Consider the following 26,782-nt stretch of genomic DNA (forward strand, 5'->3'; position numbering starts at 1 on the left):
AGAGTATGGAGCGTAAGGGAGGCTCGGGAAGCCGGGTTCCCGTGTGCCACGCTGTGCGGTCCTGCCGCGCGGCATGCGCCCGTACCACGACCACGAGGAGAACCACATGACCACCCAGGCAGAACTCCCCCAGACCGGCTCCTGCTGCTCCGCATCCTCGTCGACCGGGTCCTGCCACGACAGCGTCGGCACCGAGGCCGCGCAGGCCCCCGTCACCACCGTCTACCAGGTCAGCGGGATGACCTGCGGTCACTGCGAGGGCGCCGTCTCCAGCGAGATCTCCGAGATCCCCGGGGTCACCTCGGTCAAGGCCGTGGCCGCCACCGGCCAGGTCACCGTGGTCTCCGCGGCCGAGCTCGACGAGGAGGCCGTGCGCGCGGCCGTCGACGAGGCGGGCTACGAGCTCACCGGCCGCGCCTGAGACGGGCTCCCGGTATCGCGCACCCCCTAGGTCCCCCACCGCGGCCCGCGCCACACTGAACGGCAGCGGGCCGCGGTGGACCACCGGTCCTCCGCACCCCCCAGCGGCCCCCGCAGAAAGAACCGTCATGCAGCAAGCCGCCGCACAAGCCGCACAGACCGGCCAGCAGGATCCGCCGATATCCGCCGCGGGCGACTCCCCGGTGGAGCTCGCCATCGGCGGGATGACCTGTGCCTCCTGCTCGGCCCGGATCGAGAAGAAGCTCAACCGCCTCGACGGCGTGACGGCTTCGGTCAACCTCGCCACCGAGAAGGCCAAGGTCAGCCGCGCCCCCGAGGTCGAGGTCGAGGTCGCGACGCTGATCGCCACCGTCGAGAAGCTCGGGTACACGGCCGAGGAGATCGTCCCGAGGCACCCCGAGCCCGCCTCCGAGGCGAGAACCGGTGTCACGGACACCGACGCAGGAGCCGACGCCGGAACCGAGGCCGGAGCCGAGGCCGCCGAGGAAGGTGCCGCCGACAGCACCGACCTCGCCGCCGAGACGCTGCGTCGGCGGGTGCGCGTCTCCGCCCTGCTCGCCGCGCCGGTCGTGCTGCTCGCGATGGTCCCGGCCCTGCAGTTCGACAACTGGCAGTGGCTCTCGCTGACCCTCGCCGCCCCGGTCGTCGTCTGGGGCGGGCTGCCCTTCCACCGCGCGGCGTGGGCCAACGCCCGGCACGGGGCCGCGACCATGGACACGCTCGTCTCGATCGGCACGCTCGCCGCATTCGGCTGGTCGCTGTGGGCGCTGTTCTTCGGGCACGCCGGGATGCCGGGCATGCGGCACGGCTTCGACTTCACGGTCTCGCGCGCCGAAGGGGCCTCGACCATCTATCTCGAAGTGGCCGCGGGCGTCATTACGTTCATCCTGCTCGGCCGCTATCTGGAGGCCCGCTCCAAGCGGAAGGCGGGCTCGGCGCTGCGGGCGCTCATGGAGTTGGGCGCCAAGGACGTGGCCGTACTGAAGGACAGCACGAACGGAAAGGGCGGTACAGAAGTACGGCTGCCGGTCGGGCAGTTGCAAGTCGGTGACTACTTCGTCGTACGTCCGGGAGAGAAGGTCGCCACCGACGGCACTGTCGTTGAGGGCGCATCGGCGATCGACGCCTCCATGCTCACCGGCGAGTCCGTGCCGGTGGACGTGACCGTCGGGGACGCCGTGACCGGCGCGACGGTCAACGCGGGCGGACGCCTGGTCGTCGAGGCCACCCGGGTCGGCTCCGACACCCAACTCGCCCGGATGGCCAAGCTCGTCGAGGACGCGCAGAGCGGCAAGGCCAAGGTGCAGCGCCTCGCGGACCGGATCTCCGCGGTCTTCGTCCCCGTGGTGCTCCTGATCGCCGTCGGCACGCTCGGCGGCTGGCTCGCCGTCACCGGGGACACCACGGCCGCCTTCACCGCCGCCGTCGCCGTCCTGATCATCGCCTGCCCGTGCGCCCTGGGCCTGGCCACCCCGACCGCGCTGATGGTCGGCACCGGCCGCGGCGCCCAACTCGGCATCCTCATCAAGGGTCCTGAGGTACTCGAATCCACCCGCCACGTGGACACCGTCGTCCTCGACAAGACCGGCACCGTCACCACCGGACGTATGGCCCTTCAGGACGTGTACGTCGCCGGTGGCCCCGACGAAGCCGCCGAGCGCGAGCTGTTGCGGCTCGCGGGCGCCGTCGAGCACGCCTCCGAACACCCCATCGCGCAGGCCATCGCGGACGGCGCGGCCGACCGGGCCGGAGCGCTGCCCGCCACCGACTCCTTCGCGAACGTGCCGGGCCTGGGCGTGCGCGGCACCGTCGCCGGACACACCGTGCTCGTCGGCCGCGAGCGGCTGCTCGCCGAGGCCGGTCCGGGCATCGAACTCCCCGCCGATCTTGCTCGCGCCAAGGCCGAGGCGGAGGCCCAGGGGCGTACCGCCGTGGCCGTGGCCTGGGACGGGGTGGCACGGGGTGTCCTCACCGTCGCGGACGCGGTCAAGGAGCACAGCGCCGAGGCGGTCGCCGAGCTGCGCGCGCTCGGCCTGCGGCCGGTCCTGCTCACCGGGGACAACAAGCGGGTCGCCGACGCGGTGGCGGCCGAGGTGGGCATCGCGCCGGACAGCGTGTACGCGGAGGTGCTGCCGGAGGACAAGGTCGCCACCGTCGCACGGCTGCGGGACGAGGGCGCCACGGTGGCCATGGTCGGCGACGGCGTCAATGACGCGGCCGCGCTCGCCACCGCCGATCTGGGCCTGGCCATGGGCACCGGCACGGACGCGGCGATCGAGGCCGGGGACCTCACCCTGGTCCGCGGCGACCTCCGGGTCGCGGCGGACGCGATCCGGCTCTCGCGGCGGACCCTCGGCACCATCAAGGGCAACCTCTTCTGGGCCTTCGGCTACAACGTGGCCGCGCTGCCGCTGGCGGCGACCGGTCTGCTCAACCCGATGATCGCGGGCGCGGCGATGGCCTTCTCGTCGGTCTTCGTGGTGACGAACAGCCTGCGGCTGCGGAAGTTCGCATAGCCGCTCGTCGGCGCACGGCCGCCCGCAGGGCACGGAATCTTCACCAGAGGTTCCGCACATTCTTACGCCTGGACCTCGATCCCCATATCGGGGCCCTTGCGCATGTTCGGGACATATGCAAGAGACGCAGATCACAGAGATCCGAACGTAACCATTTGAGGGGCTCGCAGGTCTAAGAGTGCGATGGCCAAAACGTCTTGGGGGGCGTTTCGGTCGTGTGGGGACGTCTTGGGGGATGTCTCCGGAACTGCGTTGCCGGGGCGCGTGCTCGGGGAGCTTTGAGCGGCCCTCCCGTAGGTACGGGTCCCGGCAGACCGCAAGCACGGCGCCCACGACGGGCGCCCGCAGGCTCCCGGCCGGATCCCGTGGGGGGAATCCGCACCGGGGAGAAAGGAGAAGCGCCCCGCTGCGTCGGCCCGTGGGGGGACCGGCGGCGGGGCGCTTCTCTCTCGTACGACTGTGCCGTACTGCCGTCTCTTACGGCCAGGGCCTGCGGCTCAGCGAGCCTCCACCGGGACGAAGTCGCGCTCGACGACGCCCGTGTAGATCTGCCGCGGGCGGCCGATGCGGGAGCCCGGCTCCTTGATCATCTCGTGCCACTGGGCGATCCAGCCCGGCAGGCGGCCGAGGGCGAAGAGCACCGTGAACATCTCGGTCGGGAAGCCCATCGCGCGGTAGATCAGGCCGGTGTAGAAGTCCACGTTCGGGTAGAGCTTGCGCTCGACGAAGTAGTCGTCGGACAGCGCGTGCTCCTCCAGCTTGAGCGCGATGTCGAGCAGTTCGTCGGACTTGCCGAGGGCCGAGAGGACGTCGTGCGCGGCGGCCTTGATGATCTTGGCGCGCGGGTCGAAGTTCTTGTAGACCCGGTGGCCGAAGCCCATCAGGCGGACGCCGTCCTCCTTGTTCTTCACCTTGCGGATGAAGGTGTCGACGTCGCCGCCGGCGTCCCGGATGCCCTCCAGCATCTCCAGGACCGACTGGTTGGCGCCGCCGTGCAGCGGGCCCCAGAGGGCGGAGATACCGGCGGAGATCGAGGCGAACATGTTCGCCTGCGAGGAGCCGACCAGGCGGACCGTGGAGGTCGAGCAGTTCTGCTCGTGGTCCGCGTGCAGGATGAGCAGCTTGTCGAGCGCGGAGACGACGGTCGGGTCCAGGTCGAACTCGGCGGCCGGGACCGAGAACGTCATGCGCAGGAAGTTCTCGACGTAGCCCAGGTCGTTGCGCGGGTAGACGACCGGGTGACCCACGGACTTCTTGTACGCGTACGCCGCGATCGTCGGCAGCTTGGCGAGCAGACGGATCGTCGAGAGGTCCCGCTGCTTCTCGTCGAATGGGTTGTGGCTGTCCTGGTAGAACGTCGACAGCGCGCTGACCACGGAGGACAGCATGGCCATCGGGTGGGCGTCGCGCGGGAAGCCGTCGTAGAACCGCTTGACGTCCTCGTGCAGCAGCGTGTGCTGGGTGATCTCGTTACGGAACGCGGAAAGCTCGTCCACGGTGGGCAGCTCGCCGTTGATGAGCAGGTACGCCACCTCGAGGAAGGTCGAGCGCTCGGCGAGCTGCTCGATCGGGTAGCCGCGATAGCGCAGGATGCCCCGCTCACCGTCCAGATAGGTGATGGCGGATTTATAAGCGGCGGTGTTGCCGTAGCCGCTGTCCAGGGTCACCAGACCGGTCTGGGCGCGGAGCTTCCCAATGTCGAAGCCCTTGTCGCCGACGGTGCTGTCGATCACCGGGTAGGTGTACTCGCCATCGCCGTACCGCAGTACTACAGCGTTGTTGCTGTTCTCGCTCACGTCATCCCTCACCGACGTAGTGCCTCTTCTTCGAGGTGCCCTGACTGTCTCTACCATCCCCCATTTGGCCCTGGAGAGTGCACTCGGGGTCGACCATTGGGCTTATCGGCGGCACTCAGTGCCGCCAGCTTGCCCATCCTGCCCCCCTTGGCCCTGGTTCCGGAAGCCCTGGGTGACCATTGCCACCAGAATGATCGATCAACGATCAAGCCCGCGAATCGTCAGGTGCCGCGGAGCCGGTGGTCAAGTGCGGTGCAGCGGCGCCCGGCCGAAACAGTGCGAACCGCCTGGCCCAACGCCTTGCGCGAGCCGACCAGGACGACCAGCCGCTTGGCCCGGGTCACCGCGGTGTAGAGCAGATTCCGCTGAAGCATCATCCAGGCACTGGTGGTGACCGGAATCACCACCGCGGGGTACTCGCTGCCCTGCGAGCGATGGATCGTCACCGCGTAGGCGTGGGCCAGTTCGTCCAATTCGTCGAAGTCGTACGGCACCTCCTCGTCCTCGTCCGTCAGGACGGTGAGACGTTGCTCGTCCGGATCGAGGGAAGTGACCACGCCGACGGTGCCGTTGAAGACGCCGTTTTTCCCTTTCTCGTAGTTGTTGCGGATCTGGGTGACCTTGTCGCCGACGCGGAACGTACGGCCGCCGAATCTCTTCTCCGGCAGCTCCGGGCGGCCCGGCGTAATCGCCTGCTGCAACAAGCCGTTGAGGGCACCGGCACCGGCCGGGCCGCGGTGCATGGGCGCGAGGACCTGGACGTCGCGGCGCGGGTCGAGGCCGAACTTGGCGGGCAGCCGCCGCGCGGCCACGTCCACGGTGAGCCGCCCGGCCTCCTCGGTGTCGTCCTCGACGAAGAGGAAGAAGTCCTTCAGGCCCTGAGTCACCGGCGGCGCACCGGAGTTGATCCGGTGGGCGTTGGTGACCACGCCGGACTGCTGCGCCTGCCGGAAGATGCGGGTCAGGCGGACCGCGGGAATCGGGCTCCGCTCTGCGAGGAGGTCGCGGAGCACCTCTCCGGCGCCGACGCTGGGCAGTTGGTCGACATCGCCGACGAACAGGAGATGCGCGCCCGGCGGGACGGCCTTCGCCAGCTTGTTGGCGAGCAGCAGGTCGAGCATGGACGCCTCGTCGACCACCACCAGGTCGGCGTCGAGCGGCCGGTCCCGGTCGTACGCCGCGTCGCCGCCCGGCTTGAGTTCGAGCAGCCGGTGCACCGTGGACGCCTCGGCACCGGTGAGCTCGGCGAGACGCTTGGCGGCCCGGCCCGTGGGGGCGGCCAGGATCACCTTGGCCCGCTTGGCGCGGGCCAGTTCGACCACGGAGCGGACCGTGAAGGACTTGCCACAGCCGGGGCCGCCGGTCAGGACGGCGACCTTGCGGGTGAGGGCCAGCTTCACGGCCTGCTCCTGCTCGGGGGCGAGTTCGGCGCCGGTGCGGCCGCGCAGCCACTCCAGGGCCTTGTCCCAGGCGACGTCCTGGAAGGCGGCCAGGCGGTCCTCGTCGCTGCGCAACAGGCGGAGGAGCTGGCCGGAGAGGGACAGCTCCGCACGGTGGAAGGGCACCAGATAGACGGCCGTGACGGTCTCGCCACCGCCCTCGGGGCCGGGGACGGTCTCGCGTACGACGCCCGGCTCCTCGTCGCCGGCCCGCGCGAGTTCGGCGAGGCAGTCGATGACCAGACCGGTGTCGACCTGGAGCAGCTTCACCGCGTCCGTGATGAGCTGCTCCTCGGGCAGGAAGCAGTGGCCCTGCTCGGTGGACTGCGAAAGGGCGTACTGGAGGCCCGCCTTGACCCGCTCCGGGCTGTCGTGCGGGATGCCGACGGCCTGGGCGATGCGGTCGGCGGTGAGGAAGCCGATGCCCCAGACGTCGGCGGCCAGGCGGTATGGCTGGTTCTTGACGACGGAGATCGAGGCGTCGCCGTACTTCTTGTAGATGCGCACCGCGATGGAGGTGGAGACCTCGACGGACTGGAGGAAGACCATCACCTCCTTGATGGCCTTCTGCTCCTCCCAGGCTTCGGCGATCTTCTTCGTGCGCTTCGGGCCCAGGCCCGGGACCTCGATGAGGCGCTTCGGCTCGTGCTCGATGATGTCCAGGGTGTCCAGGCCGAAGTGCTGGGTGATGCGGTCGGCGAAGACCGGCCCGATGCCCTTGACGAGGCCGGAGCCGAGGTACCGGCGGATGCCCTGGATGGTGGCGGGAAGGACCGTCGTGTAGTTCTCCACCGTGAACTGCTTGCCGTACTGCGGGTGCGAGCCCCAGCGGCCCTCCATCCGCAGGGACTCGCCCACCTGAGCACCGAGGAGCGAGCCCACGACGGTGAGCAGGTCGCCGCTACCGCGGCCGGTGTCGACCCGGGCGACCGTGTAGCCGTTCTCCTCGTTCGCGTACGTGATGCGTTCGAGGACGCCCTCGACCACCGCCAGGTGCGGCGTCCGCCCCGGTGCGTTGGTTCCCACCGTTTTCGACATGATCCGACGCTACCGCCGGGCTACGACAGCGTGGGCGGCCTGTGGATAACCGGGTCGGCGCCGACCACGGCGCGGCGCGAATCGAGGGGACCCGGTCCGACGACCGGGCCCCCTCGGCGATCCCCCCTCCATGCCAGGACTTCCCGATCCCCCCAGATCCCCTCCCAGAAGTCCTGATGCTCCATACGACCTTCGTCACCGGGAAAGGGTTGTACGACCGCGGGCAGTAATTTTCCGGGGCCTGAGTACGCCGGTTTCCGGTCACTGCCACGGCCAGTGCCACTGCCACGGCCACGGCCACGGCCACGGCCACAACAGCGACGAACCCTCGCGACGCCCCCTACACGTGCTCCTTGTAGCGTGCCAGCGTCTCCGCCAGGACCGACCTGCCCTCCCTGGCCCACAGCTCCTCGTTGAACAGCTCCACCTCGATCGGGCCCGCGTACCCGGCCGCGTCCACGCGCTCCCGCCACCTGCTCAGCTCAATGGCCCCGTCGCCGAGTTGGCCGCGGCCGGTGAGCACGCCGTGCGGCAGCGGAGCCGTCCAGTCCGCGAGTTGGAAGGCGTGCAGGCGGCCGCCCGCACCCGCGCGGGCGATCTGCGCGGGCGCACGGTCGTCCCACCAGACGTGGTACGTGTCCACGCAGACGCCCACCTCGTCGGGCGCGAAGCGCTCCGCCAGGTCAAGGGCCTGGGTGAGGGTCGAGACGACGCAGCGGTCCGCCGCGTACATGGGGTGCAGCGGCTCGATGGCCAGGCGGATGCCCCGTTCGCGCGCGTAGGGGGCGAGTTCGGCCAGGGCCTCGGCGATGCGTTCCCGGGCGGCACCCAGGTCCCGGCTGCCGGGCGGGAGGCCGCCCGAGACCAGGACGAGGGTGTCGGTGCTCAGGGCGGCCGCCTCGTCGACCGCTCTTCTGTTGTCGTCGAGCGCCCGCACGCGCGCGTGCCGGTCGGTCGCCGTGAAGAAGCCGCCGCGGCACAGCGTGGTGACCGTCAGGCCGGTGTCCCGCACGAGCTTCGCCGCCCGCTCGACGCCGTACTCCTGGACGGGCTCGCGCCACAGGCCGACGCCGCCGACCCCCAAGTCGGCGCAGGCGGTGGCCAGTTCCGGCAGGGACAGCTGTTTCACCGTCATCTGGTTGATGCTGAAGCGGGCGGCGAGGACTGGGGCGGCTGGGTCTGTGGTCCTCATTGGGGCACTCCGTACACGGTCAGGAGGGACTTCATCCGGGATGCCGCCAGGTCCGGGTCGGGGAACAGGCCGAGGCCGTCGGCGAGTTCGTACGCCCGCGCCAGGTGCGGCAGCGAGCGGGCCGACTGGAGGCCGCCGACCATCGTGAAGTGCGTCTGGTGCCCGGCGAGCCAGGCGAGCAGCACGACGCCCGTCTTGTAGAAGCGGGTCGGCGCCTCGAAGAGATGGCGGGACAACGCGACCGTCGGGTCGAGGAGTTTCCGGAATCCGTCCGTATCGCCGGTGTCCAGGATCCGTACCGCGTCCGCCGCCAGCGGCCCGAGCGGGTCGAAGATGCCGAGCAGGGCGTGGCTGAAACCGTGTCCGTCGCCCGCGATCAGCTCCGGGTAGTGGAAGTCGTCGCCCGTGTAGCAGCGCACTCCGTAGGGGAGCCGCTTTCGGAGCTCCACCTCCCGGTCCGCGTCGAGCAGCGAGATCTTCACGCCGTCCACCTTGTCCGGGTGCGCCGCGATGATCTCCAGGAACGTGTCCGTCGCCGTATCCAGGTCGGCCGCGCCCCAGTAGCCCTCGAGGGCCGGGTCGAACATGGGGCCCAGCCAGTGCAGGATCACCGGCTCGGCGGCCTGCCGCAGCAGGTGGCCGTAGACCTCCGCGTAGTCCTCCGGGCCCCGGGCCGCGGCCGCGAGGGCCCTGGAGGCCATGAGGATGGCCTGCGCGCCCGCCCCCTCCACGAGCGCGAGCTGTTGCTCGTACGCCGCCCGCACCTCGGCCGGTGTCGCCGGTCCGGTGAGCTGGTCGGTGCCCACGCCGCAGGCGATCCGGCCGCCGGTCGCCCGGGCCTCTGCCGCGGACCGCCGGATCAGTTCGGCGGCGCCCGGCCAGTCGAGGCCCATGCCGCGCTGTGCGGTGTCCATCGCCTCGGCGACGGCGAGGCCGTGGGACCACAGGTGGCGGCGGAAGGCGAGGGTGGCGTCCCAGTCGACCGCGGCGGGCGCGTCCGGGGACGTGTCGGCGTACGGGTCGGCGACGACGTGGGCGGCCGCGAAGACCGTACGGAAGGTGAGCGGTCCTCCCCCGGAGGGGAGGCGGGGTTCGGTGCGCGGTGTGTACGCGCGCGTGCCGGAGCCGTCCGCGAGCGGCAGTCGAAGCGTCACAGGGTCAGCTCCGGAACCTCGTAACGGCGGCCGTCGGCCGAGGACTTGAGGCCGAGTTCGGCCAGCTGCACCCCGCGCGCCCCGGCGAGCAGGTCCCAGCGGTACGGCTCGTCCAGGACCACATGGCGCAGGAACAGCTGCCACTGGGCCTTGAAGCCGTTGTCGAAGGCGCCGTTGTCCGGCACCTCCTGCCACTGCTCGCGGAACCGCTCGGTGGCCGGTACGTCAGGGTCCCAGACCGGTTTGGGGGTCGCGCCGCGGTGCTGGGCGCGGCAGCCGCGCAGGCCCGCGACGGCCGAGCCCTCGGTGCCGTCGACCTGGAACTCCACCAGCTCGTCGCGGTGCACCCGTACCGCCCAGGACGAGTTGATCTGCGCGACCGCGCCGCCGTCGAGCTCGAAGATGCCGTACGCGGCGTCGTCGGCGGTCGCCCGGTACGGCTCGTTCCGCTCGTCCCAGCGGCGCGGGACGTGTGTGGTGGCGAGCGCGGTGACGGCGCTGACGCGGCCGAACAGCTCGTGCAGGACGTACTCCCAGTGCGGGAACATGTCCGCGACGATGCCGCCGCCGTCCTCGGCGCGGTAGTTCCAGCTGGGCCGCTGCGCCTGCTGCCAGTCGCCCTCGAAGACCCAGTAGCCGAACTCGCCGCGCACGGACAGGATCCGGCCGAAGAAACCGCCGTCGATCAGCCGCTTCAGCTTGAGCAGGCCCGGCAGGAAGATCTTGTCCTGGACAACGCCGTGCTTGATTCCGGTCTCCTCTGCGAGGCGGGCCAGTTCGAGGGCGCCGGTGAGCGAGCTCGCGCTCGGCTTTTCTACGTAGAGGTGCTTTCCGGCGGCGATCGCCTTCTTGACCGCCTCTTCGCGGGCGGCGGTGACCTGTGCGTCGAAGTAGATGTCGATCGTCTCGTCGGAGAGGGCCGCGTCCAGGTCGGTGGTCCAGTGCTCCAGGCCGTACCGGTCGGCGAGGTCCCGCAGGGCGTGGGCGCGGCGGCCGACGAGCACCGGCTCCGGCCACAGGGAGGTGCCGTCGCCGAGGTCGAGTCCGCCCTGCTCGCGCAGCGCCAGGATCGAGCGGACGAGGTGCTGGCGGTGGCCCATCCGGCCGGTCACGCCGTTCATGGCGATACGCACCGTCTTGCGTGTCACGAATGTCCCTCCGTAGACCGGGCTGACAAGTACAGCAAGCGCTTTCTATACGCGAAAAAGCTAGCCTGCCCACACAGCCCGTACAAGAGGCCGGGACAACAACCCGCACCGCGGGGACAGCGATTGGGGCCTGGGTCCGACACAGGCCCTGCCCCTCCCCCGCACCACGGCGGGACTTACGGACACTCCCCGGAGGACGACGAGATGACCGTGACACTGGCGGACGTGGCGGCCCGCGCCCACGTCTCCCCCGCGACCGTCTCCCGCGTGCTGAACGGCAACTATCCGGTCGCCGCCGCCACCCGCGAGCGGGTGCTGCGAGCGGTCGACGAACTGGACTACGTGCTCAACGGACCGGCGAGCTCGCTCGCCGCCGCCACCTCGGACCTGGTCGGCATCCTGGTCAACGACATCGCCGACCCGTTCTTCGGGATCATGGCCGGGGCCGTGCAGTCCGAGATCGGCGGTCCGGGCGGGCGCGCGGGCGGGGAGCGCCTGGCCGTGGTGTGCAACACGGGCGGCTCCCCGGAGCGCGAACTCACCTATCTCACGCTGCTGCAGCGGCAGCGCGCCGCGGCCGTCGTCATCACCGGCGGCGCCGTCGAGAACCCGGAGCACGCGGTGGCGCTCACCGCGAAGCTCCAGCGGCTCACGGAGGCCGGCACGCGCGTGGTGCTGCTCGGCCGCCCGCCCACGCCCGACACCGGGGCCGTCGCGCTCACCTTCGACAACCGGGGCGGCGGGCGGCGCCTCACCGAGCACCTGCTGACCCTCGGACACCGCCGCATCGGCTACGTCGCGGGCCCTGAGGAGCGCACCACGACCCGGCACCGCCTGGAGGGCCACCTGGAGGCCCTCGCGGCGGCGGGCGTCCCGGACCCGGGCGTGACCGCGCACGGCCCGTACACGCGCGCCTCCGGGTACGAGGCGACCCTGGAACTCCTGCGCCGCGAGCCGGACTTGACGGCGGTCGTGGCCGCGAACGACACGGTGGCGCTCGGCGCGTGCGCGGCGCTGCGCGACTCCGGGCGGCGGATCCCGGACGACGTATCCGTGGCGGGCTTCGACGACCTGCCCTTCTGTGTTGACGCGGTGCCCGCCCTGACGACGGTCCGCCTCCCGCTGTCGGAGGCGGGCGCGCGGGCCGGGCGGATCGCTATGGGGCGCGAGGCGGAGCCTGCGGGCGGGGTGGCTACGGTGCGGGGGGATTTGGTGGTGCGGGGGTCCACGGGGAACGCGTGACCGAACCCCGGGGCTATCGTTGTTGATATCGGCATACGAGACCTCGGAGGGCCCGTAATGGCGAACGTGATCTTGGAAACGTCGAGCGCGTGGGACGTGAGGATCGACTTCCCGTTCAGCAGCTACGGCTACGCCCCCGACCTCGCCATCATTGCCTCCGGTGCCGAGCGCAACACCCGCGGCCGCTTCCATACGGACGGCTTCCAATGACCTCTCCCGCCGTGCGGCCGTCAGAAAGGGTGCGGCTGCGCGAACCCGCCCCCGGAGACCTGGGCTGGATGGTCATGCGCAACGGCGCGATCTACGCCGCCGAGTACGGCTGGAACGCCGACTACGAGGGTCTGGTCGCCCGTATCGTCGCCGACTTCGCGCAGGACCATGACCCGCATCTGGAGCGGGTGTGGATCGCCGAGCTCGACGGGCGTCCGGTCGGCTCGGTGATGTGTGTACGCGATGACGCGCCCGGCACCGCCAGGCTTCGGCTGCTGCTGGTGGAGCCGGATGCCCGGGGTCTGGGGATCGGCGCCCAACTCGTCGGCGCCTGTATCGACTTCGCCCGCGAGCAGGGCTACCGCGAGCTGGTCCTGTGGACCAACGACGTGCTGACCTCCGCCCGCTCTATCTACGAGCGGTACGGCTTCGTCCTGGTCGCGGAGAAGGCGCACCGCTCCTTCGGCGCGGACCTGGTCGGCCAGGACTGGCGGCTGTCGCTGCACGAGGCGCCGGAATGAGCGTGCGGGCCGTCCGTCGTACGGCCGGGTCAACCGCGGTACGACGCGGTGCCGTTGCCGCTTGACGGGATGCCGGGCCGTTCCTAGGGTCCGCTTCGACCGGGTCCGCCCCGGTCCGCGAACCCCGGGAGCCCGTCATGAAGCTGGCCTTCTCCACCCTTGGCGTACCAGGACTGCCCCTGCGCGACGTGGTGCGGCTCGCCACCGCCCACGGCTACCACGGCGTCGAGTTGCGCGCCCACCCCGAGGAGCCGGTGCACCCCGGGCTCGATGCGGCCGAACGGGCCGATGTCGCCGCCGAGTTCAAGACGGGCGGGGTCGAGGTCGTGGGCCTCGCGGGCTACGCGCGCGTGGCGGCGGCCGGTGACGACGAGCCCGTGCTCGCGGAGCTCCGGGGCCTCCTCGATCTCGCCCGGGACATCGGCGCCCCCTATGTGCGGGTCTTTCCCGGAGGCGGCGACAACAAAAGTACGGACGACTCCGACGCCACCGCCGCGCGGCGGCTCGGGGCGGCCGCGGAGCATGCCAAGGACGCCGGGGTGCGGATCCTCCTGGAGACCCATGACTCGCACCGCACCGGGGCCGCCGCCCGGCGCGTACTCGACCAGGTACGGCACCCTCAGGTCGGCGCCCTGTGGGACGTGATGCACACCTGGCTCGGCGGGGAGCAACCCGCCGCGTCGTACGAGGCGTTGGCCCCGTATCTCGGCTACGTCCAGGTGAAGGACATCGCCTCGGCCGAGGACACGACGCCGCTCGGGCTCGGCGCTGGCGTGCTGCCGCTCACCGAGTGCGTCGAGGTGCTCAGCAGGCGCGGCTGGGACGGCTGGCTGTGCTGGGAGTACGAGCACCGCTGGTACCCGGAGGCAGCCGCGCTCCCGGAGCTCCTCACCGAGGGACGGAAGCATCTGCTGCGGCTGCTCAATGAGGCGGCGTAGGCGGACTGCTGAAACCGAGGCCGCTGAAGCCTGGACCGCTGAAGCCGGGCCGCTGAAGCCGCCCCTACTGAAGTAGGGACGGCTTCAGCCGGTTAAAGCGGTTACGGCCGCAGCGTCCGGCGCTCGTCCTTCTTGTCGAGCTTGGCGTCGTACCCGGCGAGCGGCTCGGCCTTCGCCGGGTCGGACTTGACGGCGGCCGGGGCGACGCCCGCCCACTTCAGGATGTCCGCGGTCGCCTTGGCCTTCTCGTCCTCGACCAGGCCGGCGACGTTCGCGCCGTGGTTGGCGCCGGGCGCGGTCACCACGTACGACTCGTCGGTGCCCCGGCCGGGACGGAACCGCTCAGAACCCCAGGGGTCGTTCTCGCCGTACACGAAGAGCATCCGCTCGGCGTTTTTGCGCACCCAGGTGTCGATGTCCCGCATCGTCCGCGGCTTGAACTCCATCGGGATGTCACGCGGCACGAAGTTCCGCGGCGGCTGGTAGCCGTAGCGGGTCAGGCCCTCCAGATGCGGCTGCTGGATGGTGGGCGCGCCCAGCTCGGTGCCCGCCTGGTAGTAGTACGGCGTGTAGTTCGACAGGCTCTGGTCCGCGTACGCCGACCAGCCGGAGATCTCCTCGATGTAGGCGAAGAGTTCCTGGTCGGTGGCGTTCGGCGCGTCCGGCACCTTGGGGCAGTCCGACTGATGGCTGTACTGCCAGAAGCCCCACGCCGTGTCGAGGACGGTGGCCTCGTACGCCTTGTCGAGGGTGCCGACCGTGTCGACGGTCAGGTCCTTCGCGGCAAGGTACTCCTGGTAGAGCTTCTGGAGCGGCTCGCGGCGGATCAGCGCCTCGCGCTCCACCGCCTGCAGCGCCTCGCGGCACTTCTTGGGGCCGACGTTCGCGAAGAACCGGTCGTACGCCGAGTCCTCCTCGTTCACCACGTCGTTGGGCGCGACGTAGGCGACGACGCCGTCCATGTCGTCGGGGTGGAAGCGCTCGTAGTACGTGGCCGTCATGCCGCCCTTGGAGCCGCCGGTGGCCAGCCACTTCTGCTCGTAGATCGGCTTGAGCGCGGTGAATATGCGGTGCTGGTCGGCGGCCGCCTGCCGGATGTCCAGCTTGGACCAGTCGGCGGGCTCGGGCCGGGACGGCGTGAAGAAGCGGTACTCCATGGAGATCTGGTTGCCGTCGACGATCCGGGTCGGCTCGCTGCGGCGCGGCTGCGTGGAGACGTTGTAGCCCGAGGTGTAGAAGACGGTCGGGCGTGAGGTGTCCTTGTGCAGCACGGTGAGGCGCTGCTGGAAGGTGCCCGCGCCGGGGTTCTCGTGGTCGACGGGCTGGGTGTACTTCAGGACGAAGAAGCGGTAGCCGTCGTAGGGCTTCTCCTCGACCAGGCTCATGCCCGGTATCGCGAGGAGCCGGTCCTTGATGTCGGTCTCCTCGGTTGCCGTCGCGGCGGTGGTCCCGGCCGCCGTTCCGGCAGTGTGCGGCCGCTGCTGCGGCTGGGCGGCGGTGGCCGACCCCGCCGCGCTCACGGTGCCGGTCAGCACCACGAGCGACAGCAGCCATCTGAGTGCCTTGCGCATGCACCCTCCCCTGAGTCACGGATGTCGGCCGGAACCTAGCGGAGCAACTCCCGCTCCACCAGGGGGAATTCGTGACTGTTGAGGGGGTTTCGGCGGCCTCGGTCGAAAGGTGTGAGCGACCGAAAGGCTCAGCACAGGATCCAGCGGGACGCGTACGAACTGCCGCCGACCGAGCCCGCGACCTTCACGCAGCGGTGGCCCGCGTACACGGTCAGCGGCTGCGTGCGCTTTGTGGACAGGCCCGTGCGGGTCACGGCGCGGTGCCCGCGCGGCTTCACGGTGACGCTCATCACCTGGAGCTTTCCGGGCTTCTTGGCGACCGTGATGGCGCAGACCCACCCGCTGCTCCGGTACAGGCGCACCTCACCGGCCTTGAAGCGGAACGTCCGTATCTTGTGGCCCTCGCAGGAACTTGACGCGGCGTGCGAGACACCGACGCCTGGGCCGACGAGGGCGAGCAACACCGCGGCGACCAGGGTCGCGACGCAGGTCAGCGCGGCAGACCTACGGGCACGCCCGCCTCGGTCCGATATGACGGCACTCCCGTGCACTATCGCCCCTCCCTGCCTCACGGTTCCCGGCAGCGTACTGAAGTACTGAAGGAGGGACGCCGCAGGGCCCCCGCATGGTTGCGGTCCGGGGGCGCGGGCTTGGCCAGAGCTTTCCGTTGTGGAGGACAACCCCTATGGGATACGCGTGGTCCAACAGGAGAGAGCGCACAGCGCGAAAGGCGGTTCCCTTATGACACCGAACCCGACCCGGGCCCGGACCACACCCCGGTTACTCCTGGCGGCCATGACCCTCACCGCACTCATCACCGTCCCGGCCGCGGCGGCGAGCCAGGAGCCCCCGCGAAGTCCCCGGACGGACGGTGCGGCCGCGGAAGACTCGGCCGCGTCCCGTTCGCAACAGCCCGCCCCCGCGGCCGAGTCCAGGACCGCGGCGGGAACCTCCGCGTCCACCGCCGCCGAGCGATCGGCCGCCTCCTCCGAGGCACCGGACGAGAACCCGCCGCCCGTCTACGGCGGTCCCGGGTCGGTCTACGAGCGGGTGGCGCACTTCTACGCCGCGTACATCGACGTCGCCAACGACCCCGGGGACAACACCGTCGCGGGCGAGCTGCGGAAGTTCTACCTCACTCCCGAACTACGCAAGCGGCTGCTCAAGTGGGAGCACCAGAACGAGGCCGACGGCGTCCTGCGGGCCCAGAACGTCCCCAGCGCCTGGAAGGTCACCGCCGGCGACAGCGGCATGGGCCACACCTGGTCGACGGTGCGGCTCACCTGGGGCACCGGCGAGGACCGGTGGTACAGCTATCTGGAAGTGCAGTCGGACCTGTCCACGCGGAAGATCTCCGGCATCAAGTCGAAGTACTGACGGGCAACTCGGCCGTAGCACCGGCCTACGCGGCCGCGGCCGGCTCCTCCTCGCCCACGAAGGTCCGCCACAGACGCGCGTACTTCCCGCCCAAGGCGAGCAGTTCGTCGTGGCTGCCGTCCTCCGCGACCCGGCCGTGGTCCATCACCACGACCCGGTCGGCCCGGGCCGCGGTGGACAGGCGGTGAGCGACGACCAGCGTGGTGCGGCGGCCGGTGAGCCGGTCGGTGGCCTGGTTGACCTGCGCCTCCGTGGCCAGGTCCAGGGCGGCCGTGGCCTCGTCGAGCAGCAGCACGTCCGGGTCGACCAACTCGGCACGGGCCAGGGCGATGAGCTGGCGCTGGCCCGCCGACAGATTGCGGCCGCGCTCGCTGACCGGGTGCAGATAGCCGCCTTCCAGGGTGGCGATCATCTCGTGCGCGCCCACGGCCCGGGCCGCGGCCTCGACCTCGGCGTCTGTCGCGTCCTGGCGGCCGTAGGCGATGGCATCGCGCACCGTGCCCACGAAGAGGTACGCCTCCTGCGGCACCACACCGAGCCGGTGGCGGTACGCCGTCAGGTCCAGGTCGCGCAGGTCCGTGCCGTCGACGGTGACCCGGCCCGAGGTCGGGTCGTAGAACCGGGCGACCAGCTTGACCAGCGTCGACTTGCCCGCGCCGGTCTCGCCGACGAAGGCCACGGTCTGGCCCGCGGGTATTCGCAGGGATATCCCGCCGAGCGCCTCCTCGGGACCGGAGCCGGGACCGGCCGCGGGACCGGCCCCGAGTACCGCCTCTGCACCGGCCTCGTCGCCCTTCGCGGCGGCGTCGGCGGACCGCTCGTTCGGCACACCGTCGGTGGCGTACGCGAAGTGCACGTCCTCGAACGCTATGGCGCCGCGCAGCGAGCGCACGTCCCGCGGTGTCTCCGGCGCCGCCGTCGAGGTCTCCTCGCGCAGCAGCTCCTGGATCCGGCCGAGCGAGACGGTCGCCTGCTGGTAGCCGTCGAAGACCTGGGACAGCTGCTGCACCGGCGCGAAGAACAGCTCGATGTAGAGCAGATACGCCACCAGGGCACCGGTCGTCAGCGTGCCCGCGTCGACCCGGCCCGCGCCCACGATGAGCACCGCGGCCGCCGCCACCGAGGAGAGCAGCTGCACGAACGGGAAGTAGACGGATATCAGCCACTGGCCGCGGATGCGGGCCCTGCGGTAGCTGTCGCTCCGCTCGGCGAACCGCTCGTTGCCCGAGCGCTCGCGCCGGAACGCCTGCACGATCCGCAGCCCGGAGACCGACTCCTGGAGGTCGGCGTTGACCGCCGAGACCCGCTCACGGGCGAGTTCGTACGCCTTGACGCTGGACTTGCGGAAGAAGTACGTGCCCACGATCAGCAACGGCAGGGTCGCGAAGACCACCAGGGCCAGCTGCAAGTCGATCACGAGGAGCGCGACCATGATGCCGAGGAAGGTGACCACGGAGACGAAGGCGGTGACGAGCCCGGTCTGCAGGAACGTCGACAGGGCGTCCACGTCGGTCGTCATCCGGGTCATGATCCGCCCGGTCAACTCCCGCTCGTAGTAGTCGAGTCCGAGCCGCTGAAGCTGCGCGAAGATCTTCAGGCGCAGCGCGTAGAGCACCCGCTCGCCGGTGCGGCCGGTCCTGCGGATCTCGCCGGTCTGCGCCGCCCACTGGATCAGTACGGTCAGCAGGCCGAGACCGGCGGCCGTCCAGACCGCGCCGAGCGCGAGCTGGGACACGCCCTCGTCGATGCCGTGCCGGATCAGGACGGGGAGCAGCAGGCCCATGCCCGCGTCCACCGCGACCAGGGACAGCGCGAAGAGCAGGGGCCGCCCGAAGCCGCGGAGCAGTCGGCGCAGGCCGTACGACGTCTCGGGCTGCACCGCCCGCTCCTCGTCGACGTCCGGGACGTCGGTGGCCGGGGGCAACGCCGCGACCTGGGCGAGGAGTTCGGGGGTCGCCGGGGTCTGGGCCAGGGCCGGGTCGCCCTGGGCGTCGCGGTCACCGCGCCACAGGGCGGGGGTGATGCCCCGCTCGGCGTCGAATTCGGCGTCCAGCTCGGCGCGCACGGTCCGCTCGTCCCGCTCCTGCGCGCGTACGTCGGCCTCGAGCGCCCCGGCCGCGGCGTGCCCCGGGGAGACGCCGCCGAGCTCGTCCGGGTCGGTGAGCAGCCGCCGGTACAGGGCGGAGCGGTGCTGCAGTTCCTCATGGGTGCCGATATCGGCGAGCCGGCCGTGGTCGAGTACCGCGATCCGGTCGGCGAGGCCGAGGGTGGAGCGGCGGTGGGCGATGAGCAGGGTGGTACGCCCGGCCATGACGCCGCGCAGTGCTTCGTGGATCTCGTGCTCCACGCGCGCGTCGACGGCCGAGGTGGCGTCGTCGAGGACGAGCAGCCGGGGGTCGGTGAGGATGGCGCGGGCCAGGGCGAGGCGCTGGCGCTGGCCGCCGGAGAGGGTGAGGCCGTGCTCGCCGACCTTGGTGTCGTAGCCCTCGGGCAGCTCGGCTATGAAGCGGTCGGCCTGCGCGGCGCGCGCGGCGGCCTCGATCTGCTCCTGGGTGGCGTCGGGCGCGCCGTAGGCGAGGTTGGCGCGGACGGTGTCGGAGAAGAGGAAGGAGTCCTCGGGCACGAGGCCGATCGCGGCGCGCAGCGAGTCGAAGGTCAGGTCGCGCACGTCGTGCCCGCCGACCCGGACGGCGCCGCGCGTCACGTCGTAGTAGCGGGGCAGCAGCAGCGACACGGTCGACTTGCCGCTGCCGGAGGAGCCGACGACGGCGACGGTCTCGCCGGGCCGGATGGTCAGCGAGAAGCCGTCGAGCACGCGCTTGGGCGCCTCGTTCCCGTCCTCGCCGTCCCCGTCCCCGTATCCGAACGACACGTCGTCGAACTCGACGCTCGCCGGGGCGTCGGCGGGCAGCTCGGTGCCGCCGTCCTTGATCGCCGGTTCGGTGTCGACGAGGTCAAGGACGCGATCCACGCCCGCGCGCGCCTGCTGGCCGACGGTGAGCACCATGGCGAGCATCCGGACCGGGCCGACCAGCTGGGCGAGGTAGGCGGAGAAGGCGACGAAGGTGCCCAGGGTGATCTCGCCGCGTACGGCAAGCCAGCCGCCGACCGCCAGCATCGCGACCTGCCCGAGCGCGGGCACGGACTGGAGGGCGGGGGTGTACTTGGAGTTCAGCCGGATGGTGCGCAGGCGGCCCGCGTAAAGGCGCTGCCCGACCTCCCTGAGCTTCCCGGTCTCCTGCCGCTCCTGCCCGAAGCCCTTCACCACGCGTACGCCGGACACGGCGCTGTCGACGATGCCCGCGACCGCGCCCGCCTGGGCCTGGGCGTACCAGGTGGCGGGGTGCAGACGGGTCCTGCTGCGCTTGGCGATGAACCACAGGGCGGGGGCGACGGCGAGCGCGATCAGCGTCAATGGCAGCGAGAGCCAGGCCATGATGGCCAGGGAGATCAGGAACAGCAGGATGTTCCCGATGGTCATCGGCAGCATGAAGAGCAGCGACTGGATCAGCTGGAGGTCGCTGGTCGCGCGCCCGACGACCTGCCCGGTGGACAGCTCGTCCTGACGTCTGCCGTCGAGCCGGGTGATCGTCCGGTACATGTCGGTACGCAGGTCGTGCTGGACGTCGAGCGCGAGTCGGCCGCCGTAGTAGCGCCGTATGTACGTCAGGACGTAGACCACGACGGCGGCGGCGAGCAGCAGCCCGGTCCATACGGCGAGCGACCGCTTATGGGTGTCGATGACGTCGTCGATGACCACCTTGGTGATCAGTGGGACGAGGGCCATGACGGCCATGCCGCCGAGGGAGGCGCCGAGGGCGAGCACCACGTCCTTCGGGTACCGCCAGGCGTACCCCGCGAGCCGCCGTGCCCACCCCTGCTGCTTCGCGCCGGTCACCATGGCCTCCCGTCGATGTGATCTACCGCCTGACCCAACACGGGGGCATGCGGATTTCATCCCTCCGCAACAATCGAGGACCGAAGGTCCGAGCCGCCCCCATCCAGGGACCTAGTCCTTCACGACCCGCGCCGCCCGAAAGCCGCCCCGGACACCGTCCGGACACCGCCCGAACGCCGCCCGAAAGCCGCTCGGCAGAGCTTCTTCGGGTGGGCTTGTGGCGTGGCTGGGTGGACGGGGCCGCGGTCGGTTGGCTGGCGGACGCTTATACGTGCGTCGGCGCGAACATCCGCAGCACCGCCGGAAGCACCACCACCGACGGGCCGGGGGCCGTCAGGGCCTTGCCCAGGTCTTCCGCCAGTGTGTCCACGGACGTGCGTATGCCGGGGACCCCGAAGGACTCCGCGAGGGCCACGAAGTCCGGGCGGGCCAGTTCCGTGCCCGTTGCCGCGTCGAAGGCGTCCGTCATGTACTCGCGGAGGATGCCGTAGCCGCCGTCGTCGACGATCAGCCAGGTCACGTTGAGGCCGTGCTGCCGGGCCGTGGCCAGTTCGGCGATGGAGTACATGGCGCCGCCGTCGCCGGAGACCGCGAGGACCGGCCGCGTGGGGTCCGCGGCCGCCGCGCCGAGTGCCGCCGGGAAGGCGTAGCCGAGGCCGCCCGCGCCCTGGGCGGAGTGCATGGTGTTGGGGCGCCGCGGGTCGAAGGCGGACCAGGCCCAGTACGCCAGGATCGTCATGTCCCAGAAGCTGGGCGCGGTGTCCGGCAGGGCCTCGCGTACCGCGCCGAGAACCCGCTGCTCCAGGGCGAGGTCCTGGCCGTCGATCCGCTCCCGCACGGCGGCCAGGACTCCGGCCACGCGCTCGGCGGCCCTGGCCTCAGCCCGCTCGGCGGCCGCCGGGTCCGGGGCGGGCCGCTCGTCCAGGGTCTCCAGGAGCGCCGTCAGGGCCAGGCGGGCGTCGGCGTGGATGCCGAGCGCGGGGTGGTTGGACTCGAGCTTGCCCGCGTCCGCCTCGATCTGGACGACCCGGCCGCGGGGCCGGAACGTGTGGTAGTTCGAGGAGAGCTCGCCGAGCCCGGAGCCGACCACGAGCAGGACGTCCGCGTCCTCCAGGAAGTCCGTGGTGTGCCGGTCCTCCAGCCAGGACTGGAGCGAGAGCGGATGCTCCCACGGGAAGGCGCCCTTGCCGCCGAAGGTGGTGACCACGGGGGCGTGCAGCCGCTCGGCGAGGGCGCGCAGCTTGCCGGACGCGTCCGCGCGCACCACGCCGCCGCCCGCGATGATCGCCGGACGCTCCGCCGTGGCGAGCGACTCGGCCGCCACGGCGGTCAGTTCGGGCCGGGGCACCAGCTCGCGCGGGGTGGCGTCCATCGCCGTGACGACGGGCAGGGTCGTCTCGGCGAGCAGCACATCCTGCGGGATCTCCACCCACACCGGGCCATGCGGCGCGGTGAGCGCGGACTCCCAGGCCGCCGCGATCGCGGACGGAATCTGGGACGCGGTGCGCACGGTGTGGACGGACTTGACCACGTCCCGGAACGAGGCTGACTGGTCGCGCAGTTCGTGCAGATAGCCGTGGCGGCCGCCGCCGAGCCCGGCGACCGGGACCTGGCTGCCGATGGCGAGCACCGGGGCGCTGGCGGCCGCGGCCTCCTGCAGCGCGGCGAGCGACATCAGCGCGCCTGGCCCGGTGGACAGGAGCAGCGGTGCGGCCTCGCCGCTGATCCGGCCGTACGCGTCGGCCGCGAAGCCCGCGTTGTTCTCCACGCGAAGCCCGACGTACGTCAGATCGGAGCGGCGCAGCGCGTCGAACATGCCGAGGGCGTGCTGTCCGGGCAGGCCGAAGACGGTGCTCGCGCCGAGGCCGCGCAAGGTCTCCATCACCAGGTCGCCGCCGGTGCGGCCGGGCGGAGGGTTCAGGGCCGCCTCGATCTGCGCCGCAGTGGGCCGCAGTTCCAGGTCGTGGTCGTGGGTCACTGGGCGGTGGCCTCCTTTCCGGTGCGGCTGTCCGGGATCCGGGTCCGGCTCTCGGCGATCTGGCGGGACATGATCGTGGTCAGTTCGTACGCGGTGTGCGAGGCGGCCACGGCGGTGATCTCGGCGTGGTCGTAGGCCGGGGCGACCTCGACGACGTCCGCGGAGACGAGGTTGCAGGAGGACAGGCCGCGCAGGATCTCCAGGAGTTCACGGGAGGTCATGCCGCCCGCCTCGGGGGTGCCGGTGCCGGGGGCGTGGGCCGGGTCGAGGCAGTCGATGTCGATGGATATGTACAGCGGACGGTCGCCGATGCGCTGGCGCAGCTGGTCGGCGACCTCGTCGGCGCCGCGTCGGTAGATGTCGGCCGAGGTGACGATGCCGAAGCCCATCTTCTCGTCGTCCGTGAGGTCCTGCTTGCCGTAGAGCGGGCCGCGGGTGCCGACGTGCGAGAGCGCGGAGGTGTCGAGGATGCCCTCTTCGAAGGCGCGCCGGAACGGGGTGCCGTGGGTGTACTCGGCGCCGAAGTACGTGTCCCACGTGTCCAGGTGGGCGTCGAAGTGGAGCAGCGCGACCGGGCCGTGCTTCTTGGCGACGGAGCGGAGCAGCGGCAGGGCGATGGTGTGGTCGCCGCCGAGCGTCATCATGCGGGCGCCGGTGCCGAGCAGGTCGTCGGCGGCGGCCTCCACGGTCTCCACCGCCTCGTTGATGTTGAACGGGTTGGCGGCTATGTCGCCCGCGTCCGCGACCTGCGCGAGGGCGAACGGCGAGGCGTCCTGTGCCGGGTTGTACGGCCGCAGGAGGCGGGATGCCTCACGGATGGCGTTGCCGCCGAAGCGGGCGCCCGGACGGTAGGAGACGCCGGTGTCGAAGGGGACGCCGACGACGGCGACGTCGGCCCGCCCGACCTCGTCGAGGCGGGGCAGCCGCGCGAACGTCGCGGGTCCCGCGTACCGCGGGGTGCGGGACGAGTCGATGGGGCCACGGGGTTCGGTGCTGCTCATGTTCTGTGCCTTCTTTCTTGCGCCGTTGCTTCGTTGCATTGCGCCGCTGTGCTGTCTTGCTTTGTGACTTTAGCTGGGCTTCGAGACCGCTTCGCCGGCCTGTGGATAACTCTGTCCGGAACCCGAACTTCCGACGGACTCGCCGCTTCCGCCGGACTCATCGGTTCCGCCGGACTCATCGGTTCCGCCGGACTCGTCGGTTCCGCCGGCGCCCCGGCCCGCGAGCCGCTCCCGCCAGGCCCCGAGCACCTCGGGGTCGGTCGGCGGGGTCGCGAGGGAGACGACGACGTACGCCGCGAGGGACGCCAACAGGCCGTAGTACACGGGCTCGTTGGCGAGAATGCCGTGCACCGCCATCGACACGGCCACCGTCAGACCACCGGCCGCCACCGCCGCGAGCGCGCCCTGCGCGGTGCCGCGCTTCCACAGCAGGCCACCGAGGATCGGCACCAGGAGCCCGCCGACAAGGAGGTCGTAGGCGACGGTCAGGCCTTCGAGGACGCTGTTCAGCTGCGTGGCGACGACGATCACCACGACGCCCATGACGAGGATGAACGTCCGGTTCCCCTTGACCTCGTCCACCGCGTCGACCTCGGCGTGTGGCTCATCCGCCCCGGAGCCGCGGGCGGCGAGGCGCCCCCGCAGCCGCGCCCAGATGTCGTTGTTGGCGACCGTCGCCGAGGCGATCAGGGCACCGGAGGATGTCGACATCACCGCCGCGAGGGCGGCCGCGAGGACCAACCCGCGTACGCCGACGGGCAGTTCGTCCGTCACGATCGTGGCGAAGGCGTCGTCGGCGCTCGGCAGCTTCGGGTAGAGGACCTTCGCTGCCGTGCCGATGATGGCCCCGGCGACCGCGTACGCCAGGCAGTAGGCGCCCGCGACGGTGCCGCCCAAGCGGGCCGTGCGGTCGCTGCGCGCGGTGAACACGCGCTGCCAGATGTCCTGCCCGATCAGCATCCCGAACGTATAGATCAGGACGTACGTGAAGATCGTCTCGCCGCCGATGCCGAGCGGGTCGAAGTAGCCGGTGGGCAGCTGCGCCTTCATCTCGGCGAAGCCGCCCGCCTTGACGACGGCGATCGGCAGCAACAGAAGAAGCACGCCGATGGTCTTCACGACGAACTGCACCATGTCGGTGAGCGTGATCGACCACATGCCGCCGAGCGTCGAGTACGCGAGCACCACCGAGCCGCCCAGGACGATCGCCAGGGTCCGGTCGAGCCCGAAGAGGACGTCGAAGATCGAGGCGTACGCAATGGTCGAGGTGACCGCCAGCATCAGCGTGTACGCCCACATGACGAGCCCCGAGAGCAGCCCGGCGCGCCCTCCGTAGCGCAGGTCGAGCATCTCGGAGACGGTGTAGACCTTCAGGCGGGCGATGCGCGCCGAGAAGAACACCGAGAGCGCGAGCAGCCCGAGCCCGATGGTGCCCACCATCCAGGCGCCGGAGAGCCCGTACTGATAGCCGAGCCCGACGCCGCCGATCGTGGAGGCGCCGCCGAGCACGATGGCGGCCATCGTGCCGGAGTACATCGCCGGACCGAGGCGGCGGCCCGCCACCAGGAACTCGCTCTTGGACTTCGCCCGGCGCATGCCCCACCAGCCCATGGCGAGCATGCCGGCGAGGTACGCCACGATGACCGCGTAGTCGACAACCATGGCCGTGACACTAAGTGGCCGGAACGCGCCACTGAAGTGTACGTTTCATCCATCCTTTCCGTTTCCTATGGATGGATCGTCTACCCATGGATGGATCGTCCACCATGTCGGAGCCCGAAACGCCTGCGCTTGCGGTGCCGCCCACGCCGCCGGTCCCGCTGTCCGCGCTGCTCGCCCGCGCCGAGCTCGGCCTCACCCAGGTCGCGGGCCCGCGCGACGCGCGTGTGGTGGTGCACGGGGTGCACACCAGCGAGATGGCCGACCCGTACCCGTATCTACTCGGCGGCGAGCTGCTCCTGACCGCGGGCGTCCACTTCAGCGAGAGAGCCGACGCCGGGACCGGCTCAGGCGCGGCCCTTGACGACTACGTGTCCCGGATCGTGGCGGCGGGCGGCGCCGCGCTCGGCTTCGGCGTCGCGCCGGTGCACGCGACGGTGCCGCGCGCCCTGATCGCGGCCTGCGACCGGTACGGCCTGCCGCTGCTCGAAGTGCCCGAGCCGACGCCGTTCACCGCGGTTGCCCGGGCCGTCTGGGAGCTGATGGACCGGGCCCGGCACGCCGAGCTGCGCCGGGTCACCGAGGCCCAGCAGGCGCTCGCCACGGCGGCCGCACGGCCGGACCCGGTACCGGCGGTCCTACGGCAGCTGGCGGCCCGGCTCGACGGCTCGGCCGCCCTGTACGACCCGGACGGCACGGCGCTGCGGACAGCGGGCCCGACACTGCCCGACGCGGCCCGGGACGCCCTCGCCGATCTCGCCCGCAAGGTGCGGCAGGAGGGTCGGCGCGCGGCACCGGCGTCCGCCGCGGACACCGCCGACGGCACCCGGCTCACGGCGTACGCCCTGGCCGGCGCCCCGGGACGGGTGCTCGGGGTCGCGACGCCGCACAGCAGGCCCGGCGACCACACCGTGCTCGGCGCCGCCTCCGTGCTGCTCGCGCTGCTCACCGCCGAGCATCGCGGAGCCGCCGCGTCCGGCCGTGCCGCCGCGCTCGTCAGGCTGCTGCTCGGCGCACCGGCCGAGGAGGCGGCGCCGCTGCTCGGGCCCGGGCCCTGGACCCTGGTGCACGCGCACGGTGCGGGCGATCCGGCCGCCCTGGGCGCGGCGCTCGGCAGCCCGCTGGTCGACCGGGCCCGCGGCACCGTACGTGTACTGCTCACCGCCCCCGGCGAGGTGGCCGCGCAGCCCGGCTGGACCCTCGGCGTCAGCGCCCCGTGCGACCCGGCCCGGCTGCGGGACGCCGATACGCAGGCCGCCCGCGCGCTCGGTCGCGCCGAGGCGACCCGGGTTCCGCTGGCCCGGCACCGAGACGGACCGCCCCGTCTCGCCGCGCTGGTGTCCGCGGAGGAGGCCGCCGCGCACGCGCGCGTGCTGCTCGATCCGGTCCTTGCCGCGCCGAACGCCGCGGCCCTGACCGAGACGCTGCGCACCTGGCTCTCCCTGCACGGCAGTTGGGACCGCACGGCTACGGCCCTTTCGGTGCACCGGAATACGGTGCGGCAGCGGGTCGCGCGGTGCGCTGCGCTGCTCGGGGTCGATCTGGATGATCCGGATGTGCGGATGGAGCTTTGGTTCGCGTTGCGGTCGCGGTAGGGGGTGCTGTGCGGAAACAGCGCGGGCGGTGGGCGCCTGCGGCGGGCTTCTTTCCCCAGCCCCGCCCC

General features: G+C 71.5%; 18 protein-coding genes and 1 pseudogene. 8 read left to right on the forward strand and 11 right to left on the reverse strand.

From position 1 onward, the window contains the following. Positions 1-106 precede the first annotated feature (106 nt). Both ACWD10_RS14310 and ACWD10_RS14315 read left to right on the forward strand, forming a co-directional pair. A complete protein-coding gene (locus ACWD10_RS14310; protein ID WP_451090559.1) occupies positions 107-421 on the forward strand; it encodes a heavy-metal-associated domain-containing protein in 315 nt (104 codons plus the stop codon). A gap of 223 nt (positions 422-644) precedes the next feature. Further along, complete coding sequence (locus tag ACWD10_RS14315; protein ID WP_451090765.1) at positions 645-2,957, forward strand: heavy metal translocating P-type ATPase; 2,313 nt, start codon at positions 645-647, stop codon at positions 2,955-2,957. A gap of 497 nt (positions 2,958-3,454) precedes the next feature. Here the strand turns inward: ACWD10_RS14315 and ACWD10_RS14320 are convergent, their stop codons facing one another. From ACWD10_RS14320 to ACWD10_RS14340, 5 genes are all read right to left on the reverse strand, one after another. Beyond that, on the reverse strand, positions 3,455-4,765 hold the full coding sequence (locus tag ACWD10_RS14320) for a citrate synthase (protein ID WP_451090561.1): 1,311 nt from the start codon (positions 4,763-4,765) through the stop codon (positions 3,455-3,457). Positions 4,766-4,974: 209 nt separating this feature from the next. After that, entirely contained in the window at positions 4,975-7,230 is a 2,256-nt protein-coding gene (gene recD2, locus ACWD10_RS14325) for an SF1B family DNA helicase RecD2 (protein WP_451090563.1), read from the reverse strand. Positions 7,231-7,570: 340 nt separating this feature from the next. Further along, complete coding sequence (locus tag ACWD10_RS14330; protein WP_451090565.1) at positions 7,571-8,422, reverse strand: sugar phosphate isomerase/epimerase family protein; 852 nt, start codon at positions 8,420-8,422, stop codon at positions 7,571-7,573. Beyond that, entirely contained in the window at positions 8,419-9,576 is a 1,158-nt protein-coding gene (locus ACWD10_RS14335; RefSeq protein ID WP_451090567.1) for a dihydrodipicolinate synthase family protein, read from the reverse strand. The genes ACWD10_RS14330 and ACWD10_RS14335 overlap by 4 nt, the downstream gene beginning before the upstream one ends. Continuing rightward, entirely contained in the window at positions 9,573-10,724 is a 1,152-nt protein-coding gene (locus ACWD10_RS14340; protein WP_451090569.1) for a Gfo/Idh/MocA family protein, read from the reverse strand. Before ACWD10_RS14340 ends, ACWD10_RS14335 begins: the two co-directional genes overlap by 4 nt. 204 nt (positions 10,725-10,928) lie before the next feature. On the opposite strand from ACWD10_RS14340, the gene ACWD10_RS14345 reads away from it, so the two are divergent. From ACWD10_RS14345 to ACWD10_RS14360, 4 genes and pseudogenes are all read left to right on the forward strand, one after another. Next, a complete protein-coding gene (locus ACWD10_RS14345) occupies positions 10,929-11,966 on the forward strand; it encodes a LacI family DNA-binding transcriptional regulator (protein WP_451090571.1) in 1,038 nt (345 codons plus the stop codon). A gap of 57 nt (positions 11,967-12,023) precedes the next feature. Then, on the forward strand, positions 12,024-12,176 hold the full coding sequence (locus ACWD10_RS14350; RefSeq protein WP_451090573.1) for a hypothetical protein: 153 nt from the start codon (positions 12,024-12,026) through the stop codon (positions 12,174-12,176). A gap of 23 nt (positions 12,177-12,199) precedes the next feature. Next, positions 12,200-12,697: pseudogene (locus ACWD10_RS14355) on the forward strand (GNAT family N-acetyltransferase); the annotation flags it as partial. Between the two features lie 137 nt (positions 12,698-12,834). Beyond that, on the forward strand, positions 12,835-13,635 hold the full coding sequence (locus tag ACWD10_RS14360) for a sugar phosphate isomerase/epimerase family protein (protein ID WP_451090575.1): 801 nt from the start codon (positions 12,835-12,837) through the stop codon (positions 13,633-13,635). Positions 13,636-13,736: 101 nt separating this feature from the next. On the opposite strand, the gene ACWD10_RS14365 is transcribed toward ACWD10_RS14360, so the two are convergent. Then, complete coding sequence (locus ACWD10_RS14365; RefSeq protein ID WP_451090577.1) at positions 13,737-15,206, reverse strand: S28 family serine protease; 1,470 nt, start codon at positions 15,204-15,206, stop codon at positions 13,737-13,739. A gap of 128 nt (positions 15,207-15,334) precedes the next feature. Continuing rightward, positions 15,335-15,757, reverse strand: a complete 423-nt coding sequence (locus ACWD10_RS14370; RefSeq protein WP_451090579.1) for a hypothetical protein — start codon at positions 15,755-15,757, stop codon at positions 15,335-15,337. 190 nt (positions 15,758-15,947) lie between these two features. Between ACWD10_RS14370 and ACWD10_RS14375 the strand changes: the two genes are divergently transcribed. Further along, positions 15,948-16,583 (forward strand): hypothetical protein, encoded by a 636-nt coding sequence (locus ACWD10_RS14375; RefSeq protein WP_451090581.1) that lies wholly within the window; start codon positions 15,948-15,950, stop codon positions 16,581-16,583. Positions 16,584-16,608: 25 nt separating this feature from the next. Here the strand turns inward: ACWD10_RS14375 and ACWD10_RS14380 are convergent, their stop codons facing one another. The 4 genes from ACWD10_RS14380 to ACWD10_RS14395 form a co-directional block, all read right to left on the reverse strand. Then, positions 16,609-20,484, reverse strand: coding sequence for an ABC transporter ATP-binding protein (locus ACWD10_RS14380; protein WP_451090583.1), 3,876 nt, complete (start codon positions 20,482-20,484; stop codon positions 16,609-16,611). 262 nt (positions 20,485-20,746) lie between these two features. Continuing rightward, a complete protein-coding gene (locus tag ACWD10_RS14385) occupies positions 20,747-22,459 on the reverse strand; it encodes a thiamine pyrophosphate-binding protein (protein WP_451090585.1) in 1,713 nt (570 codons plus the stop codon). Further along, entirely contained in the window at positions 22,456-23,460 is a 1,005-nt protein-coding gene (gene speB, locus ACWD10_RS14390) for an agmatinase (protein ID WP_451090587.1), read from the reverse strand. The genes ACWD10_RS14385 and speB overlap by 4 nt, the downstream gene beginning before the upstream one ends. Positions 23,461-23,529: 69 nt before the next feature. After that, the gene (locus ACWD10_RS14395; RefSeq protein WP_451090589.1) at positions 23,530-25,122 is read right to left on the reverse strand and encodes a sodium:solute symporter; all 1,593 of its coding nucleotides are present in this window, start codon (positions 25,120-25,122) and stop codon (positions 23,530-23,532) included. 104 nt (positions 25,123-25,226) lie between these two features. On the opposite strand from ACWD10_RS14395, the gene ACWD10_RS14400 reads away from it, so the two are divergent. Further along, positions 25,227-26,714, forward strand: coding sequence for a PucR family transcriptional regulator (locus ACWD10_RS14400; RefSeq protein ID WP_451090591.1), 1,488 nt, complete (start codon positions 25,227-25,229; stop codon positions 26,712-26,714). Positions 26,715-26,782: the final 68 nt, after the last annotated feature.

Source organism: Streptomyces sp. NPDC002851 (assembly GCF_053591935.1).

Excerpts from the sequence above, each read along its gene's own strand:
- ACWD10_RS14310 (WP_451090559.1), top strand. The coding sequence starts at position 107 with ATGACCACCCAGGCAGAACTCCCCCAGACCGGCTCCTGCTGCTCCGCA.
- ACWD10_RS14315 (WP_451090765.1), top strand. The coding sequence starts at position 645 with ATGACCTGTGCCTCCTGCTCGGCCCGGATCGAGAAGAAGCTCAACCGC.
- recD2 (WP_451090563.1), bottom strand. The coding sequence starts at position 7,230 with ATGTCGAAAACGGTGGGAACCAACGCACCGGGGCGGACGCCGCACCTG.
- ACWD10_RS14330 (WP_451090565.1), bottom strand. The coding sequence starts at position 8,422 with ATGAGGACCACAGACCCAGCCGCCCCAGTCCTCGCCGCCCGCTTCAGC.
- ACWD10_RS14345 (WP_451090571.1), top strand. The coding sequence starts at position 10,929 with ATGACCGTGACACTGGCGGACGTGGCGGCCCGCGCCCACGTCTCCCCC.
- ACWD10_RS14350 (WP_451090573.1), top strand. The coding sequence starts at position 12,024 with ATGGCGAACGTGATCTTGGAAACGTCGAGCGCGTGGGACGTGAGGATC.
- ACWD10_RS14360 (WP_451090575.1), top strand. The coding sequence starts at position 12,835 with ATGAAGCTGGCCTTCTCCACCCTTGGCGTACCAGGACTGCCCCTGCGC.
- ACWD10_RS14365 (WP_451090577.1), bottom strand. The coding sequence starts at position 15,206 with ATGCGCAAGGCACTCAGATGGCTGCTGTCGCTCGTGGTGCTGACCGGC.
- ACWD10_RS14375 (WP_451090581.1), top strand. The coding sequence starts at position 15,948 with ATGACACCGAACCCGACCCGGGCCCGGACCACACCCCGGTTACTCCTG.
- ACWD10_RS14380 (WP_451090583.1), bottom strand. The coding sequence starts at position 20,484 with ATGGTGACCGGCGCGAAGCAGCAGGGGTGGGCACGGCGGCTCGCGGGG.
- speB (WP_451090587.1), bottom strand. The coding sequence starts at position 23,460 with ATGAGCAGCACCGAACCCCGTGGCCCCATCGACTCGTCCCGCACCCCG.
- ACWD10_RS14395 (WP_451090589.1), bottom strand. The coding sequence starts at position 25,122 with ATGGTTGTCGACTACGCGGTCATCGTGGCGTACCTCGCCGGCATGCTC.
- ACWD10_RS14400 (WP_451090591.1), top strand. The coding sequence starts at position 25,227 with ATGTCGGAGCCCGAAACGCCTGCGCTTGCGGTGCCGCCCACGCCGCCG.